Source organism: Alkalihalobacillus phoenicis (assembly GCF_047302405.1).
In the GTDB taxonomy this organism is placed as follows: Bacteria; Bacillota; Bacilli; order Bacillales; family Bacillaceae_D; genus Alkalihalobacillus.
In genome coordinates, this window is record NZ_CP154853.1 from 4,229,989 (window position 1) to 4,249,501 (window position 19,513).

Here is a 19,513-nt window from a genome sequence, read left to right on the forward strand (position 1 = left end):
GAATTGGATTTACCTCTTATTAAGAGGGTTATGCCTATTTTTTCAAGTTATACAAATAAAATGCTTTTTTTTGAAAAGGAGTTGATGAAAAACTATCTAAAACACTCGATGATTATGAAGTATGGAATGAAACCGCTCTTATATTTATTTTATATTATTATGAATGCTTTTTAAAACATAGCAATCTACTATTTTACGAAAGAAAAAAATTTTTTAATGAAGAAAGGAGTTGGCAACTAATATGTTAAGAAATAAAACACTAAACAAATTTTTAAAGGTCTTTTTAGCTATCCTAATTGTCCTATCATCTTTTGCTAATATAAATGTACAAAAAGTGATAGCTGAAGGCAACGGTATTTTTGCTTCATCTTATGTGCCATCAGTAGAAGTTGGAGGAAATATAGGGAAGGTAGATCCAGAATTATCAATTTCTATTTCTGATATATCTACTTTAGAAAGTGCAACGGTTATTATTAATAACGTTAAGCAAGGGGATAAGTTGCATTTTAGTAATCAAAGTGGGATTACTGGAAATTATAATGAAACTAATGGGGTCTTAACTCTTAGTGGAAATGCAACGCTTCAAAATTATCAAGCGGCCTTAAGAAGTGTGGAGTTTTCCACTACATCAACAAACTTAGAAGAGCGTTTGATTGTTTTTACAATCGGAAATGCATTGTACTTTGAACCAACGCAACATTTTTACGAGTTTGTTCCTGCACAAGGGATTTCGTGGAAAGAGGCAAAACTTGCAGCTGAAGAGCGTAATTTATATGGACGTCAAGGCTATTTAGCGACGATTACCAGTGAAGAGGAAAATAACTTTGTAAAAGAAAAAACGACAGGTCAAGGTTGGATTGGTGCATCTGATGATTATGAAACGCTCAATGAAGCATTAGGGTCGCCTACATTTAACAGCCAAGCTGATGCAGAAGGAAAGTGGCATTGGGTGACAGGTCCAGAAAAAGGAACCCAATTTTGGTCAGGAGCAGCTAATGGAAGTTCAGTAGGTGGACATTATCATAACTGGCTAGCAGGAGAACCAAATAATAATGGAAGCGAACACTTTGCCCATATTTTTGGTCCAACTCCGCCGCACTGGGGACAGTATGGAAAATGGAATGATTTTTCTAACACAGAACCTGTTAATGGTTATATTGTCGAGTACGGAGGTTTACCAACGGATAGTATAAAGAGTGTAACGATAACGATGAACAAAACATTATATGTTGTCGAAGAAGTTACACAAACAACAGCACCTTCAGCTAACAACATACTGGCTAACGTAAGTGATCAGACAGTTGAAGTGTTTGATGTTCCTTCCGATACGACTGTAAAACTATATATTGGGGAAGAGGAAGTTCGTACAGAAACAGTGACGAATGGTCATGTCATTTTTACAGACATAACGCTCACTCCTGAAACAACGGTACATGTTACTTTTACCGAAGCTAATAAAGCAGAAAGTGATAAAACGGCAAAACAAGCCCAAGCTCGCAGTACTGAAGTAGAGGCTGACCGTATTATGACAGATGTAAATACAAATAAGGTAACCGTTAAAAATGTATTAGCTCATTCGATCGTTACCATTTATAACGTAGATACAAACGAAAAAATCGGTGAATATGCTACGGGTCCATCAAATGAGGATGCCATATTTACAATACCAAATTTACTTGATTTACAAAAAATTGGTGTCACTATCACTAAAAAAGGAGAACTTGAAAGTTTTGTAACGATGATACAAGTTACTGACAGTTCTTTTATTAATCCAGGATTTGAGCAAAATCTTGAAGGCTGGAAAACGTATGGAACTGTAACGAGCACAACAGGTGGTGTCTATTCAGCTGGGCAGAATCAATGGACAGTAGAACCATATCAAACGAAAATGGCTGTTTTAATTCCTTCAGGTAGTAGTAATGTTTTTAATCTGGTATCTGATGAATTATTACTATCAGAAGCTAGTAAAGCTTACATTCTCGGACAATTTCCAAACACAACAAATTTTGCTTATATTTATCAAGATATACAACTAGGTGCTAACGAATCATTTACGATGTCTTGGAATTATATCGCAACGGATTATAGTCCATTTAACGATGCCTCATTTGTTTCATTCGTTAATATAGATAACCCAACTAGTGTGCCTATCGTTAACGGAGTAAAAGCAGACGTAGGTATATTAGGAGCGACGGTTTTAGGGACGGGTAATTATTCAACAGGTGATTATGGTAGTACTGGGTGGCAAACAGCTAGTCTTACAGCCGATATAGCGGGTACATACCGTTTAGGGTTTGTCGTCTTTAATTTATCAGACACTGCTCTTTCACCTTATTTGTTTGTTGATCAAGAGCCAGGAATTACCTTGAAGAATGGAGAGCCTTTCGGGCCAATTGAAAAGGATCCGACTGCCCCACCTCCACCAGGAGAAGTAGAAAAAGAATTAACAAATCCTCCAAATGAGGATGCTATTATTGCGAATGCTACTGATGGAACCGTTCAAGTGAAAGAGGTTCCGAACAATACAACGGTGAAACTGTATAAAGGGGATGAATTACTTTATACCGAAGAAAATGTCGATGGTACGGTTGTATTTACAAATGTTACGTTAAATGAAGGGGAAACGATTCAAGTCACCTTCACAGAAGAAGATAAAGAAGAAAGTTTAAAAATAGCTAAAGCAGCCCAAGTTCGCAGTCAGTTATTAAAGGAAGAGGACATTATTGCGAATGCGACAACAAACGAAGTACACATTCAAAATGTTCCAGCAAACGCGATAGTGAAAGTGTATTCAAAAGAGGGAGACTTAATTGGCTTTGGGGAGAATGAAAATCCAGAAACGAGTACAATTACGCTCTCAACAGAAGGTATGGATGTTGGAAAAGTCGATGTGACAGTAACAACTGAAGGGAAATTAGAAAGTGAAAAGCAGGAGGTTCTCGTAAAGAATCAAACGGAAGTTTTGTTACTAGAGAAAATTCGAGCGAATGCGACAACAAATGAGATTATCGTTAAAGATGTACCACAAGGAGCAACGGTAACAGTTTATAACATGTCAGGTGACAAAATTGGAGAAGCGACGAATGGGAGCGGATCTGATGAGTTGATTATTACGGCTTCGAATGTTCTTGATCATGAACAATCGATTCAAGTGACGTTAAAAAAGCCAGGCGAATTAGAAAGTGAGTTTCTAATAACAGAAGCAACATATGATCCATCATCAGCACCGATGCCAGAAGATATTGTCGTCAATGCGACGGACAACACGGTCGACATTCAAAATGTTCCCGCACATACTACTGTTAATTTGTATAAGTTTGGGGAAGACACTCCTATCCAAATAAAAGAAAATGTCAGTGGGACGATTCAGTTTGTCGATGTACCTTTAGAAGAAGGGGAAATCGTGCAAGTTACTTATACGTTCCCGAAATTTTCAGAAAGTGAAAGAGCGGAGAAAGTAGCACAAGTGCGCTCTAATCAATTAGCAGAGGAACAAGTACTTGCTGAGTCGGCAACAAATGTAGTCCATGTGAGGAATGTTCCATCTGGAGCAAGCGTTATTGTATATGATGTGGATGGCATAATTGTATTAGGTGAGGAAAAGAATGAAACAGGTCAATTATCTAATCTAGATATAATTATTTATAATAAATCTTTTAAAACTAATCAAACCATTCAAATAAGCATCATAGAAGTAGATAAATTAGAAAGTAAAAAAATGAATACAAAAGCTATTAATATAGCTGAACGAGTAAAAGAGCGTTATGTTAATGCTGGTGGTACTACTAGCGATATTATTTTTATGTACTTAGAAGTTACGGAAATGTATTTAGAAAATTTATTAGAAAATGAAGTGAAAGATAGAGCTAATATAAAAAATGCAGTGTTAATGGTACAAAACGCAATAGAGTCACTAGAAAACGCAAGTAAAGCGTTAGAACTAGCCAATGCCGTCAAGAAAGCGAATGAAGCTTTAGACAAAGCGAAGGCAAACCAAGAGCGTTATACAAAAGCAGGCGGAAGTGAGACCTCACCGTCATATAAAGCAGTCAAGGAAGCGGAATTAGCGTTAGAAGAAGCCCTAGCTGCAACGCCACCAAACACAAAAGCGATAGAAAAAGCGACGAAGAAATTAGTAGAAGCGATCGAAAAGTTAGAAGAAGAGAGCAAAGCGTTAGAACTAGAGAATGCGATCCAGACAGCGAATGAAGCGAAAGACAAAGCGAAGAAGAATCAAGAGCGTTATACAAAAGCGGGAGGAAGTGAGACAGACGCGTTGTATAAAGCAGTTGAGGAAGCGAAATCAGCGTTAGAAGAAGCCTTGTCCGCAACACCACAAAATACAAACATGATAGAAAAAGCCACAAAGAAATTGGTAGAAGCGATCGAAAAGTTGGAAAAAGCAAGCGGAGCGTTGGAGCTAGAGAATGCGATCCAAGCAGCGAATGTGGCTAAAAACGAAGCGAAAGTGAACCAAGAGCGCTATACAAAAGCAGGAGGAAACGAGACGGCTCCACCATATAAAGCAGTCGAGGAAGCGAAATTGGCCTTAGAAGAAGCCCTAACCGCAACGCCACCAAACACAAAAGCGATTGAAGAGGCAACAAAGAAATTGGTAGAAGCGATTGAAAAGTTGGAAAAAGCAAGCGGAGCGTTGGAGCTAGAGAATGCGATTCAAGCAGCGAATGAGGCGAAAGACAAAGCGAAGAAGAATCAAGAGCGTTATACAAAAGCGGGAGGAAGCGAGAAAGCCGCGTTGTATAAAGCAGTTGAGGAAGCGAAATCAGCGTTAGAAGAAGCCTTGTCCGCAACACCACAAAATACAAACACGATAGAAAAAGCCACAAAGAAATTGGTAGAAGCGATCGAAAAGTTGGAAAAAGCAAGCGGAGCGTTGGAGCTAGAGAATGCGATCCAAGCAGCGAATGAAGCGAAAGACAAAGCGAAAACGAACCAAGAACGCTATACAAAAGCAGGCGGAAGTGAAACAGCACCGTTGTATAAAGCAGTCGAAAAAGCGAAATCAGCGTTAGAAGAAGCTTTGACGACAACGTCACCAAACACAAAAGCGATTGAAAAAGCGACGAAGAGATTAATCGATGTTGTAAATGATTTAGAAAAAGAGAGTAATAGAATAATCAAAGAGAAAATAAGTAAAGAAATACAGAATATGAGGAGTATCGAAACAGCAAGAAAGATTTTAAAAAATATTAATATTAGCCAATTAGAGGAAGTGGATAAAAGCGAACTTTATCATCAAGTAGTTGAAGCGGTTATTGATCCTAAACGTCATATAAGTTTAGAAATAGCCGAAGATATTAATAGTATTAGAAATGCCATTTCCCAGTTAAGCAATGAAGAGAATAAAAAACAAAAATTGTATGTTCGATTAGCTGAAAAATCGATACAAGAATTAGTAAAGCCGGACGTTCCAAAAGAAAATGAGTTATTCCAAAGGTCTGAAAATAAGGCCATTGCTCAAGTAATAAATCAAGTTAAAGATGTTTCAAGTAACGAAAGTTTAACAAATTTGCATAGACTACATGTCGACACACTTTCCTTAACAAAAGAAAAGGCATTTATGTTTGTTGGGGACAATTCTTGGGAAAGTATAACTGTTGATTTTCAATTATTATTAGAAGGGGATTATGGGTCTTCTATTTATTGGAAATCTAGTAATTCAAATATTATTTTGCCTAATGGAAAAATGGGTAAGGTCAATCGACAAAACCAGGATCGCTCCGTCATCATGACGGCAGAAATTAAAAATAATAATCAACATTTAGAAAGAACATTTTTACTAGTAGTAAAAAGTAAATTAGTAGGAGATATTGTAGTAGAAGATTCTAGAAGACTAGTAAATATTAATATGAGTTCAAATAATACGAATGTATCAGCTATTCAAAGAATAAATTTACTTGCACGCGATAGTGGGTTGATACTAAGTAGTATTGATAAGCTAGTAGTGGATGATTCAATTATTCCAGCTTACACAACAGAGAATATAACCATTTACTTATCAGATGATAAAAATAATTTAGCTGATGAACTGGCTATAGAAATTCCATTTGATATAGTTCAAAGAATAGCTGGAGATTTAATAATTAAAACGGACCAAGGAATATTATCTTTGTCAAAGGAATCTTTATTACAAATTCAACAAGAGGGAATAGAATTATTCTTCCGCATAGTACCTCTTAGAGATAAGGAAGAAAAATCCAGGGTATGGGAACGACTAGTATTAAGTAAACAGCTAGAAGTAGCTCTAAAAGATGGCAAGGAAGTAAAAATATTAGGTACACCTAGAGAAATTGAGACTAATTATAATGGATTTGATACAGAAGTTATTCTTCCTTTAGATGATGTTTTATACGACGGTATTAACTTGGATATGCTTAGAATCTTTATTGAGCATACTGATGGAGAAACAAAAGTAGTACAGGGTGAAATTGTTTATGAAGAAGGACAACCTATTGGAATTAAATTTACTATCAACAAATTTAGTACATTTACCATTTTTGAAATGGTTTCGCCAGAAGAAGTAAAGGAAGAAAACATTGAAGACAAAGTTGATTCAGACGATAAAAGAACAGAATCAGACACAGAAGTAGGAGAAGATGAGCGTGAAGGAGAAGGTGAATTAGATAACGACCAGAAAGAAGAAGACTTGGTGACAGAAGAAGACAATAAGAAAAGCACCGAGTTACCGAATACTGCAACATCTGTTTATAACATATTGTTAATTGGAGTGATATCTTTATTTGTAGGATTATTTTTATTAATTGTACGAACAAGAAGGGATAATTTAATCTAATATATTCGTTAGAAAGCATAGTTTCAGCTTGTAGACAAAATCTATTATAGGGTTGTCTACAAGCTGTTTTTTGATGATAAAACTCTCAAAGTGACATCCGTTCTCATTTAAGCTATAATAATGAACGTTGTAATCACCTTTCAACCGATAGAAAGGGGTTTTTTTATGATTAAATTACGTCATGTAAGCAAAAATTACGCACGGTTTGAGGCCGTTAAATCGGTGTCTTTAACGATAGATAAAAGAGAAATTTATGGAATTATTGGGGCGAGTGGAGCTGGTAAATCAACCTTACTACGGTTAATGAATTTATTGGAACCACCAGACACAGGAGAAGTGGAAGTCAATGGTCAAACGTTAACGAGTTTGAACAGTCAAAAGCTTCGCCAAGCTCGGAAGTCGATTGGGATGATTTTTCAACATTTTAACTTGGTGGCCAATAAAACAGTATACGAAAATGTCGTAGTCTCGTTAGAACTGGCTAATTATCCCAAAAAAGAACGAAAAAGCCGAGTGATTGAGTGTCTGCAATTTGTTGGATTGGAAAGCTTTATTGATAAATATCCAGCCCAATTAAGCGGAGGACAAAAGCAACGTGTTGCCATTGCGAGGGCGTTAGCAAATAAACCGCAAGTTTTGTTATGTGACGAACCGACCTCTTCTCTTGATCCGAATACAACAGCAGAAATATTACGTGTATTAGATAATATTAATAAAAATCTTGGTGTGACGATTGTGATTGTTAGTCATGAGATGGATGTCATTAAAAGTATTTGTACTCGTGTTACGGTCATGGCTGATGGAGAAGTTTATGAAACTGTATCAAATGAGCCAAAAGGGATCCCTCAAATTAGCACTGACCCTAAATACTTTGTCGAACAGCTAACTAAGGGTGGTGAGAGTGACCATGCCTGAGGTATTAGTTCAATATCAAGCTGTGATTTGGCAGGCTATTGGTGAAACTTTTGTTATGGTAGGTGTGTCGATTTTAGCGGCCATTCTCTTAGGACTTCCTGTTGGAACATTGCTTTTCTTAAGTCGAAGGGGACAAATTCTGGAGAATCAATTTGTATTCTCAACATTTAATTTGTTGGTTAATATTATTCGTTCTTTCCCTTTTTTATTGTTAGTCGTTTTTCTAATCCCATTTACAAGGCTGATCGTTGGAACAGCTATTGGGACAGCAGCGGCGACGATTCCTCTATCGATTATTGCGATCGCTCATTATTCTCGCTTGGTGGAACAGTCTCTCTTGGATGTACCAAAAGGGGTGATGGAAGCGGCCATTTCAATGGGGGCTTCTGTGAGGGAAATTATTTTTAAATTCCTTTATGTAGAGGCACGTTCAGGGCTTGTGCTCGGATTGACGACATCGATTATTAGTTTTATTTCCTATTCGACGATCATGGGAGTGGTCGGAGGTGGAGGAATTGGCGACTTTGCGATTCGATACGGCTATCAACAATTTAAAACAGATCTAATGCTATATGTTATTGTGATTATGGTCATACTGGTACAGCTTATCCAATTTACCGGAACAACAGTATCAAGATTGATAGATAAAAGATAAACAAAAGGAGGATAACGACAATGAAGAAAATATTCGCGTTAATGTCGGTATTTATATTAATTTTAGCTGCTTGCGGCCAAGATAATGAAACGAATGATGGTGGAGATGTAGCCGATCAAGAGGTAGAAGAAGTTACATTAAAGATTGCTTCGCTCATCCCGCCAATGACAGAAATCCTTGAGCTGATTCAACCAACATTAGCAGAAGAAGGCATTGAGCTTGAAATTCTTGTTTTAAGTGATAATGTTCAACCTAATAGTGTTCTTGCAGCAGGTGAAGTAGATGCGAACTTCTTCCAACATGTACCGTATATGGAGGAATTCAATCGAAACAATGAGGCAGAGCTTGTGCCAATCGTGCCTATTTATTTCGCTAATTATGGTATTTATTCGAAAGAGTATGATTCAATGGATGATTTACCGGAGGGTGCTACGGTTGCGATTGCTAATGACATTTCAAATATCGATCGTTCATTAGCATTGCTTGCTCAGCATGAAGTGATTACATTGCAAGAAAAAACAGATACTTATTATACTCAAGCTGATATTATCGATAATCCAAAAAACTATAATTTTGAAGAAGTCGACTTGTTAATGCTTGCGAGAACATATGATGATGCAGATGCGGTTGTGATGACTCCTGCGTACGCTTCACCACTTGGATTAACACCAAAAAGTGATGCGCTACTTACGGAAGGAATCGATAATGAATTTGCGATTACATTAGTCGCTCGTGAAGATAACAAGGATTGGGAGCCCATTCAAAAGCTAGCTGAAGCAATGACGAGTCCAGAAGTACGCCAATTTTTAGAAGAAAATTATGATGAAACGGCAATTCCTGCTTTTGAATAAGGTTTAAAGTAAAGGACGATTCGAGTTGTATTGACAACAATGAATCGTCCTTTTTTATGAATGGAGTACTTTCGCTAATTTAATCTTTAAAAGCAGGACTATTGGTGCTCTTACAGAATAAGTTAATGAAAAGGGGAACGAATGGGGGCAAGCTGATGAAAAAGTGGTTCAGAGAGTTTTTCTTATATCCGGATGTGCTTGTTATGGTGCTGTTAGTTGCCGTTGGTCTTGTGTGGACGGTACCACAGTTGGCGAGTGTCGTAGGTTGGCTTATGCTGATTGTTGGAATGGCGACATATGCGATGAGTGAGTATGTTGTTCATCGATTTGTTTTCCATATGAGGACACCAAAACAGCCCTTTTTACTAAAATTAATTAAGCGTTTACATTTTGACCATCACACCGATCCGGAAAAGTTACATTTGCTCTTTTTGCCGCTTTGGTTTAGCTTACCGAGCTTTATCATTATCGGCTCTGTCGTCTATGCCATTACGTTCAGTTTTCCTTTAACGATCGCTTATTTGACCGGACTGATTATCTACTTTTTATACTATGAGTGGAAGCATTATATAGCTCATAGACCGATTCAACCACTGACTAAACTCGGAAAAAAATTAAAAAGAACACATCTGTTACATCACTTCAAAAATGAAAATTATTGGTACGGCGTAACCCATACATCGATTGATCGTACGCTCGGAACATTTAAAGACCAACAGCAAGTAGAGAAGAGTGAAACAGCTAGAAAGTTAGAGAATCGTTAAAAGGTTGTTGAGGTAGTTTCTCAATAACCTTTTTTCCTGTGAAAAAATTGATGCATTTCGACGGGCGACTCTAGAATACGTCTTTTATATGCTGATGTTATTATGTACCGTCTTAAAGGTCGAATTTATATGACTTAAGGAGAAGAACCTCAATCAAAAAAGTTCCATTCTCACCTTTAACTACGAAGGGTCTCAAACAATTAGCTGATTTATTTGGGCTTTAGCCGGTTTTTCTTTGACCAAAACGGAGCCAGCGCAATACCCGGAGGCTCCCGGTTCACCCGCGGAACGCGTAGGGTATGGAGCTGGCGGAGTATAGCTAACTAATGGAACTCTATTTTAACGATTAGACCGTTTTTCAGTATCTATACGCTTTTTTCCCTTAGAATCTTCACATATTCATTCCTACTAATTCAACCAGTATACGTTTTCTTATTTCATCCAAAAGGCGTGTTTATAAAAGTTCGATTAAATTAATTCCAATTTTTAGTTGAATTTTACTTTACCTGTCGTAGTAAACATGATAAACTGAAATTACTACGATAGATGAAGTACGACAGTCGAAGTAATACAGATTGTCGTGAGAAAGGAGATTCCATTTGATTAGTAGTGATGTGATCCGTGGTTATAATGACACGATTATTCTTTATTTGTTATTAGATAATGAATCATACGGTTATGAAATTTCTAAAAGAATTAAAGAACTTTCAGAAGATAAATATGTAATTAAAGAAACGACCCTTTATTCCGCTTTTAATCGGCTCTTAAAAAATGGTTATATAGAATCTTTTCATAAAGAAGAAACATTCGGTAAAAGGCGTACTTATTATAAGATTACAAAAGCTGGCTTATCATATTATGAAGAGAAATGCCAGGAGTGGGAGTTAACAAAGGAAGTTATAAATCGATTTATTAGGGAGGGGAATGATTAATGAATACGATCATAAGTTATCTCGATAATATGTTTGGGACACTGCCAAAAACGAGGCAGATGGAGCAGCTAAAAGATGAGTTATTAGCGAATATGGAGGAGAAGTATTTTGAACTAAAAAAAGATGGGAAATCGGAAAATGAAGCGATTGGAGTAGTCATTTCTGAATTTGGTAATATTGATGAAATTATTGAGGAGTTTGAGATTACGATAGATAAGGACGGGGAAGAAGTCTATCCATTACTAACAGAAGAAGATGTGGATACCTATATCGCAACAACTAAAAAAACGAGTAGACTAATAGGATTTGGAGTATTTTTGTGTATTTTCGGATCTGCTTCACTAGTCTTGGTTCTAAAGCTGATGGAGGAAGGGTATCTCTCTGGAATAGCAGAAGGAACAAGTCGTATGATCGGGTTTATTCCTTTATTTTTATGTGTCGCCATAGCAGTGGGTTTATTTATTTATAGTGGGATGAAAATGGAGAAATTTTCGTTCATTGAGCAAGAAGGAAGCTTTGAATTACCCGATTATCTAAAAAAAGGAATTGAAGATAAAAAGGATGCTTACCAACCTAGGTTTATTAAGGCCTTTATTATTGGTGTAACATTCATCATTTTATCCCCGGCTGCTATATTTTTGGCGTTAGCTTTAAATGAGAATGGTTCAAAATACGGGGTAGTCGTTTTATTATTAATCGTAGCGATAGCGATCTATATCTTCATTCATTTTGGCGGTATAAATGAAGCTTATAAAAAACTTTTGAAAATCAACCCAGTTACAAAACAGGAAAAACGAGAAAGTCGTATTATTAGTGCTGTAGCTGTAATCGTCTGGCCGCTAGCCGTTTGTATTTTTTTGATTAGTGGATTAGTCTTTAATCAGTGGCATATTAACTGGATTATATTTCCGATAACGGGTATTTTATTCGGGGTTTTCTGTGCAGCCTACAATATTTTGAGGGAAAAGGATTAATTCAGAGATAGGCAAGCCATGGCTGTTTTACTCTAAATTAAGAAAGAACAATAGAAATAGCGTATCAATTCACAATGATTTGGTATGCTATTTCTTGTTTATGTAACAAGGTTTTATTAGAATCAGCAAAGGTTTTAGCATAGGAATTTTACATATAAAACTAATAGTTGAGTGCTAGTGGTTAAGGTTTTAAGTTATGAAATAGTTTAAATAAAAAAAGGTCGTCTCCATAAACTCATTTTCATGACCTTATGGGACAACCCTTTTCTTGATGCACTTAAGAATGGCAAGAGCCTACTTATTCTTATCAAATCCTAAAGCTAATGTCGCAATAAATGCTACAACAAATCCAATTATGATACTAATTAAAAAATAAATAAATGTATCAGTGATAAAGGCAGGTAGTGAAGGAATACTTACAAAAACAAGTGCTAATGTTTTTGTTTGAAAGGCGCCCGCGACTGCACCACCAACCGCACTCCCGATACAAGAGGCAATAAATGGTCTCTTTAATGGTAAAGTTACCCCATAAAGACTAGGTTCAGCGATACCTGCTAGTGATAGTGAGGCAAATCCTGATGCTGCAATGGAGCGTCGTTGTTGGTTTTTTGTATTTAGGAAGACAGCTAATGTAGCACCTAACATGGCAAAGTTGGCTATACCAGTAAGTGGGAGGATTAAATCATATCCGAGTATAGCAATATTACTGATGATAATGGGATAAAGGGCCCAGTGTAGTCCAAAAATGACACAAATCATCCAACCACTTGCAATAATCGCACCACTTATTAATCCATTTACACTCATCAATCCATTCACAACATACCCCAAGGCCTCACCTAAGTAAATTCCTAAAGGACCGAATGCGATGAGAGTAATCGGTACAACTATGATTAGGGAAAGAAGCGGAATTAACACAAGTTGGAAGTTTTCTTTAGTATACTTTTTAATAAGTTTCTCAACGATTGAATAAAAGCTAGTTGCCAATATGGCTGGAATGACTGTTGCAGAATATTGCATTAGCACGACAGGAATTCCTAAAAAGGATGTAGTTGTGCTCGTCTCTCCTTGTAATAAATCTATGAGCGATGGTTCAATTAAACCTGCACTTAACATCGCCGCAATAAATGGATTCACATTTAATTTTTTTGCTGTCGAGAAGGCGACTAAGACAGGTAAGAAGTAAAAGACCGCATTGGCTGCACTTGATAAAATCAAATATGTGTCGCTCGTCTCGCTTAACCAGCCGAATGTTGTTAATAAGATGAGTAATCCGGTTAAGATTCCTGCTCCTGCAAACAAAGGTAAGAGGGGAAGAAAGATAGAACTTATGAAGTCGATGGTTTTGTCTAAAATACTTTGATGATTTTTATGCTTGAATTGTTTTTTTAACTCTGAAACGAAAGGCTCGGCTGGTAAAGTCGCTGGAATAATTTCTAATGTATCTTCTAAAAGGATAAAGGAATGAACAATTTTAGAAGACTTCAAGTGTTCAAGAGCCGTATTATCCAACGCTTGCTTTAACTTAATGACAGCACGTTTATTTGTGTAATTGATCGTTTTAATATTATTGAAACCACCGATGATATTAACTAGTAGTTCTAATTCTTTTGAATCGTTTCTCTCACTGATATTCATAGAAGGGGTCCCCTAATTATGTCTATCTACAATTTCAGATAGGATGCTCATATTTTCTTTCAAATCAAGATACACTTTTTTATAGAGATTATAGTACTGGTCGTACACATTTTGGCTGTTTGGATTAGGAAACACTTTTTCATCTAATACTTGCCATTTCTTCACATCATCAACAGTTAACTCACCTGTTGCGAGCCCAGCTAACATAACATCACCGAGGTTCGCTTCCGTATCATAGGTAGGAGTAACGATTGGGTAACCAGTAACATCTGCAAAAATTTGTTTCCAGAGCTTTGACTTTGTGACACCGCCAGCAATAATAATGTATTCTCCTAGATCTTTTCCAGTGCTTTCGATCGTTTCACGTAATGAATAAGCAACAGCCTCCATAAAGGCACGATAAATATGTGCTTTTGTATGAGCTAGTGACAGCCCAAAAATGGTTCCTTTCGCGTCTTGGTTCCAGATTGGACTTCTTTCCCCCATAAAGTAAGGAAGAACGATTAGCCCTTCACTTCCAGCAGGTATCTTTTCTGCTTTAATATTTAATAGCTCATAAGCATTAGTCCCACCATTTTCTTGTCTATCCATCTCTAATTCAGCAAAATGATCTCTAAACCATCTTGTTAGTGCTCCTGCTGTAGCAGCACCACTGAAATTGTAACTAAGTTCTTTAGAGTTAAATGGATATGGCCATACGATTAAGCCTTGTTTTTTTAAAGGGGCATTTTCTACTAATGCCGCACACATGGAAGTTCCAATTGCCGCAGTGTAAACACCTGGTTCAAATATGCCCATCCCTATATTTGCAGCCCCGCAATCAATCCCGCCACTAATCACAGGGGTACCCGATTCTAAACCAAGTTCATCGGCTATTTCCTCTGTTATTCGACCGACAATTTCCGTAGAATTAACTATTCTCTCTGGCATCATTTCAACAGGTATATCCATATCCTGTAATAACTCTTTTGACCACGTATGAGTATTCATATCAAATATTCCACCTATGTTACCAGCAGATGAGTAGTCAATCGCAACTTCACCAGTTAATTGGTAGATTGCATAATGGCTCGGGGGGAGAAACAACTTTATCTTCTCCCAATTATGAGGTTCATTGTTTTTGATCCAAAGCATCTTTGTAAATCCATAGTAGGGATCAGCTCCGTTAGCTGTGATTTCTTGTAATCTCTCTTCACCAATATTCTTAATAGCCCAATTTGTCTCCACGGTAGCACGGCGATCCATCCAAATAATACATGGTCTTACTGGTTTCATATATTCATCTAGGGGGATACCAGAGCCACCATATAATCCACTTACTCCGATTCCTTTAATCTTGGCAGGTTCAACACCCGCTTTTTGTACAACATTTTTGATCGTTTGCTTTACAGCACTCACCCATAAGTCAGGCCATTGTTCAGCCCATAAAGGTTTTGGTGTTAACAGACCATATTCAACGAGATCCTGTGCAAGTAAGTTTCCATTCGTGTCCATTAATATACTTTTTGTTCCGGACGTTCCTATATCTGTTCCAATTAGATAATTCAAATGTAATCACTCCTTATGTAGGTGTAATAATTAAATGCTTGTAAAGGCTCCATCAATAACGAAGTCAGAACCTGTAGTAAATGGACTTGCATCTCCTGCAAGGTAAACCGCAATGGCTTGTAGCTCTTCTGGTTTTCCAATTCTACTAAGGGGAGACATACTTTCCCATTGTTTAATTAAAGGTTGTAGGTCTGGTGAGTTTAGAGTTAATTCTGTGCCAATATAGCCGGGACTAATTGTATTAACACGTACACCAAACTTTGCCCACTCAACAGCAAGCGACTTACTTAATTGAACGACGCCAGCCTTTGAAGCATTATATGAAACTTGAGGTTGTGGGAAGTTAACAATGTGAGCAGACATTGAGGCTGTATTAATAATCGAACCATTTCCTTGTTTTAGCATAACTTTTCCGACAGCTTGTGATGTTAAAAATACACCAGTTAAATTAATATCAATTACTTTCTGCCATTGTTCTAATGTCATTTCTGACGCAGGGGTGTTTATACATATACCGGCATTATTGAAAGCGATATCAACTTTGCCAAACTGAGTTAAGATTTGGTCAATCATTTCGTTAACGTCATTTGGGTTTGTTACATCTGTTTGAATGGCCATTGTTTCGACTCGATTTATTTTTTGAATTTCATCGGCCGTTTTTTTTGCTTCAACAATATCAATGTCAACGATCGCAACATCAGCACCAGCTTCCGCTAAAGCTGTTGCAATATTTTTACCAATACCACGAGCTCCACCAGTCACATACGCTTTTTTACCGTTTAATTTAAATTTTTCAATGATCCCCATATTCTATCACTCTCTTTCGTTATATAGTTTTGTAAAACGGTTTTATAAAACTAGATTCATTTTAAAACGTTTTCATTTCTTGTGTCAAGAGTTTGATTCATTTAAACTAATTATAGAATGGTTTCAAGAAGAGAATTTCAACTCATGGAGTGAATTAAATGGATGATTTTTCTGTGATAGATATCAAAAAAACAAATTATTCAAATATCTTTCACCTGCTTTATAACTCAAAAAAAAGGCAAATAAAAATTTCAAAACAAGATATTGCCTACAAATTAAATTTGAGTTTACCAACAGTTACCCAAAACATTAGAGCCTTGATATCACAGGATTTAATTATTGAGGAAGGAAAGTTTTCTTCTAAGGGAGGGAGAAAGGCAATAGCATATTCGCTTAATTCATCTGCTAAAATAGCCTTAGGAGTAGAAATTTCCAAACAAGAGGTGAAGATTGTTTCGTTAGATTTATTAGGAAATGTAACATTACAAGAAACAAAGAGGTTAGCATTTCAATACTCCGATACTTACTTTGAGTGTTTAGCTGACTTTATTAAGTCCTATATTCATAATAGAAATCTTGATAAAAGCCGAATTTTAGGGATTGGACTTGGAATTCAAGGATTAATTTCTCATGATGGTAGAACCGTCTTATATGGGAAGATTTTAAATTGCACAGGTTTAGACATTAAAGCCATCGCTAAGTATCTTGATTTCCCATGTCGTTTTGTTCATGATGCAGAGTGTGTAGCCACGGCAGAGCAATGGGTGGAACCTGAAATTAAAGAGGCCATTATTCTTTCTGTAGGCGAACATTTAGGTGGCGCCTTGATTATGAATGGACAACCGTATAATGGAGCGAATGGAAGAAGTGGAACGATTGAACATACCATCCTAAATCCGAGTGGTCCAGAATGTTATTGTGGGAAAAAGGGTTGTGTAGAAGTTTACTGTTCTTTAAATGCTCTTGCTCTTCAATACGGCTCAACAATGGAAGAGTTTATCAATTGTTTACGTAATGGCGATAAGAGAGCAAATCAAATTTGGTATGCCTTTATGGACTCCTTAGCTATGGCTATCAATAACTTTCATATGTTCTTAGATAATCAGGTTATAATTGGAGGAGACATCCTAAATTTTATAACGAAAGAAGATTTATTACACATTAATCAATTAGTTAAAGATAAAAGTGCTTTTCCAGATGAAAACAAGTTTATTTCATTAGGGAAATTAACGAATGATGCTGTTGCAATTGGAGCGGCATTACCGTTGATAAAAGAATATATTGATACCCTTTAAATAAGATGTGTGGAGTGAGATCTCGTTGCCAATATAACGGAGCGAGCGGAGTTTACTAAATTATCTCAACCTATTCTACCTAACAGGACTTTTTAAAATGTTAAAGAAAAAAAGCTGCCCAATTTGGACAGCTTTTTTCCACTTATTTTGTTTCCTCATAACTAAAATAATCAAAATCAGCATGTAAGTTTTCACCAGATGTATCTTGGCATTGCATTCCAACGAAGGCTCCGGTGAAAAAGCCTCCACCTTGAATATAATCATCTGATAGTTTATAGGATTCAAAATCGATCTCGATTTGAGTCCAGTTCGTGTCATCAAATGAATAGGAGTAGCGGTAAATGTCCGTTTCGACATCAACGCGTAAAGAAACGTAATCGACTTCATCGGGTATGATAATTTCGCGATTTACTAAAGGTCGAGCAAAAGTGAAATTGTCGCATGTCATGAGGTCAAGAATTCTTCCCTTTTCTTCATGCCATGTGATTTGTAGGGCGGTCCAGTTTTGAGTATTGTAATAGTTTACAAGACCAGCTGCTTGTTGAAAGCTTTCTGGATGGAACTTTACTTTTGTTTCGGCATGAAAGCGGAAATGTTGCCATCTTCTAGCGGCAAAAGCCTGCGTAAACTTAGATGTAAGAGATTCTTTCCCATAAAGGCGTAAATGTCCTGGGTTATCCTTAAGGGAGAGAATGTCTTCTCCTAGTGGGATACGCAATGATTGGAAGTGAAGGCTTAGCTCTTTGGCATCAAAGTCGTCTTTAACATCCTCTTGTTCCCAAGCTGTTTCTGGGATGTTAGGACCTTGTATTTCAAGAGCTGGTTCATTTCCACCGACAACGTAAGGCCAGTCGTTTTTCCATTCTAATCTTTGAATCGCCGTTTCACGACCAAGTGGACAATATCCACGCGGAAGTAGTAAAGATTGACCTTCTCTTGGTAGTGGTCGACCTGTTAAATGGACAAGGAACCACTCATCGGTATGCGTTTGGACAATAGAGGCATGTCCTGCTTTTTGTAATGGGTTCCTTGGCGAAGTGTAAGAAGTGATCAATGGATTCTCTGGATGAACTTCATATGGTCCCCAAATATTTTTTGAGCGAGCAATCGTCGCTTGGTGCTCAAATTTTGTGCCACCTTCAGCAGTTAGTAAATAATAATATTCACCAATTTTGTATAAGTGAGGTGCTTCCGTTAATTTAATATCTGTCCCTGTAAAGATGATTTCTTTTTTACCAACAAGCTTTTGTTTTTCTGGGTCAAATTCTTGGAGAACAATTCCGTAAAAGCTGTGATTAGGTAAACGATGATCCCAAACCATGTTGACAAAATATTTTTTGCCATCCTCATTATGAAAGAGAGAAGGATCAAAACCAGAGCTGTTTAAATGAACGGGTTCAGACCATTCACCATCAATTGTTTCACATGAAACAAGATAGTTATGGCAGTCTTTCCACTGACCCTCTGTTACTTTTACATCCGTATAAATTAACCAAAACTTTCCGTCGGAGTAGGAGAGGGCAGGAGCCCAAACCCCACCTGAATCTGGATTACCCATCATATTAAGTTGGCTTACTCGATTGAGTGGTCTTGAAACGAGTTTCCAATTTTTAAGATCCTTTGAATGATAAATGCCTACCCCTGGAAACCATTCAAATGTAGAAACCGCAATATAATAATCTTCACCTGCACGGCAAATACTCGGATCAGGATTAAAACCTGTTAAGATAGGGTTTTGAATGAAGGACATGATAATTCCACCTCTCATAAGTGATTAAGTTAAAAAAGCTATGTTTGTTAGTTACTCAACTTTCGAAGTGTATAATGGACCCTTAACCGTTGATAGAGATTGACTTTAGGGCGATACAAGACTCAAATCGACTTTACATGAACGATTCAATCGTTGACATCTCTTCGTAGGCTGTTGAAGGAAACTGTGCAGTAAAATGAAGAGCTTCGGCTGTCGCTCCCAAAACCATACCCCGCGTCCTGCGGGAACCTTGCGAGCCTCCTCGGCAAGCCTTGCGGGGTCTCGCTCCACGGTTTATTCCCGCGGGAGTCTCCGTATGGTTTTGTCCGCTAAGTGTCGTGGAGATGCTTGATGATAGGGCCATTCTCAATCAGCTATTTCTAACGCAGAAGGACCTTCTTCTTCACTTTGTTGGTTATGGAACTAAATAGGTAGTTTCCACCTATTTTTTCCTAAGTCTGTAGTCATCAAAAGACAGGATAAACAAGCTCGATCATCTAGCTAATGTACAGAGCATCAACACAGATATGTTTACAACTGTAACGGAATGAGTCATGGAAGGAGAAAAAA

The 19,513-nt window shown here is 37.1% G+C and carries 12 protein-coding genes; 8 read left to right on the forward strand and 4 right to left on the reverse strand.

Translation table 11 applies throughout. The features are described 5' to 3' along the window. Nucleotides 1–241: 241 nt before the first annotated feature. From AA0017_RS19915 to AA0017_RS19945, 7 genes are all read left to right on the forward strand, one after another. Complete coding sequence (locus AA0017_RS19915; RefSeq protein ID WP_413377290.1) at nt 242–6,814, forward strand: immunoglobulin-like domain-containing protein; 6,573 nt, start codon at nt 242–244, stop codon at nt 6,812–6,814. A gap of 165 nt (nt 6,815–6,979) precedes the next feature. After that, nucleotides 6,980–7,729: a methionine ABC transporter ATP-binding protein gene (locus AA0017_RS19920; protein WP_413377292.1), complete on the forward strand. Its 750-nt coding sequence runs from the start codon at nt 6,980–6,982 to the stop codon at nt 7,727–7,729. Continuing rightward, complete coding sequence (locus tag AA0017_RS19925; protein WP_413377294.1) at nt 7,722–8,384, forward strand: methionine ABC transporter permease; 663 nt, start codon at nt 7,722–7,724, stop codon at nt 8,382–8,384. The genes AA0017_RS19920 and AA0017_RS19925 overlap by 8 nt, the downstream gene beginning before the upstream one ends. A gap of 20 nt (nt 8,385–8,404) precedes the next feature. Beyond that, the gene (locus AA0017_RS19930; protein WP_413377296.1) at nt 8,405–9,235 is read left to right on the forward strand and encodes a MetQ/NlpA family ABC transporter substrate-binding protein; all 831 of its coding nucleotides are present in this window, start codon (nt 8,405–8,407) and stop codon (nt 9,233–9,235) included. Between the two features lie 152 nt (nt 9,236–9,387). Beyond that, nucleotides 9,388–9,999, forward strand: coding sequence for a sterol desaturase family protein (locus tag AA0017_RS19935; protein ID WP_413382735.1), 612 nt, complete (start codon nt 9,388–9,390; stop codon nt 9,997–9,999). 599 nt (nt 10,000–10,598) lie between these two features. Continuing rightward, the gene (locus tag AA0017_RS19940) at nt 10,599–10,931 is read left to right on the forward strand and encodes a PadR family transcriptional regulator (protein ID WP_413377298.1); all 333 of its coding nucleotides are present in this window, start codon (nt 10,599–10,601) and stop codon (nt 10,929–10,931) included. Then, the gene (locus AA0017_RS19945; RefSeq protein WP_413377300.1) at nt 10,931–11,905 is read left to right on the forward strand and encodes a permease prefix domain 1-containing protein; all 975 of its coding nucleotides are present in this window, start codon (nt 10,931–10,933) and stop codon (nt 11,903–11,905) included. Before AA0017_RS19940 ends, AA0017_RS19945 begins: the two co-directional genes overlap by 1 nt. 294 nt (nt 11,906–12,199) lie before the next feature. Here the strand turns inward: AA0017_RS19945 and AA0017_RS19950 are convergent, their stop codons facing one another. Genes AA0017_RS19950 through AA0017_RS19960 form a run of 3 tightly spaced genes read right to left on the reverse strand, consistent with a single transcriptional unit; the run spans nt 12,200 to nt 15,898 of the window. Beyond that, the gene (locus AA0017_RS19950; protein ID WP_413377302.1) at nt 12,200–13,543 is read right to left on the reverse strand and encodes a PTS transporter subunit EIIC; all 1,344 of its coding nucleotides are present in this window, start codon (nt 13,541–13,543) and stop codon (nt 12,200–12,202) included. Between the two features lie 12 nt (nt 13,544–13,555). Continuing rightward, a complete protein-coding gene (locus tag AA0017_RS19955) occupies nt 13,556–15,091 on the reverse strand; it encodes an FGGY-family carbohydrate kinase (protein ID WP_413377304.1) in 1,536 nt (511 codons plus the stop codon). Between the two features lie 30 nt (nt 15,092–15,121). Continuing rightward, nucleotides 15,122–15,898: an SDR family oxidoreductase gene (locus AA0017_RS19960; RefSeq protein WP_413377306.1), complete on the reverse strand. Its 777-nt coding sequence runs from the start codon at nt 15,896–15,898 to the stop codon at nt 15,122–15,124. Nucleotides 15,899–16,056: 158 nt separating this feature from the next. Between AA0017_RS19960 and AA0017_RS19965 the strand changes: the two genes are divergently transcribed. Further along, complete coding sequence (locus AA0017_RS19965) at nt 16,057–17,193, forward strand: ROK family transcriptional regulator (protein ID WP_413377308.1); 1,137 nt, start codon at nt 16,057–16,059, stop codon at nt 17,191–17,193. A gap of 142 nt (nt 17,194–17,335) precedes the next feature. Here AA0017_RS19965 and AA0017_RS19970 read toward each other — a convergent pair whose 3' ends face one another. After that, nucleotides 17,336–18,943: a glycoside hydrolase family 43 protein gene (locus tag AA0017_RS19970; RefSeq protein ID WP_413377310.1), complete on the reverse strand. Its 1,608-nt coding sequence runs from the start codon at nt 18,941–18,943 to the stop codon at nt 17,336–17,338. Nucleotides 18,944–19,513: the final 570 nt, after the last annotated feature.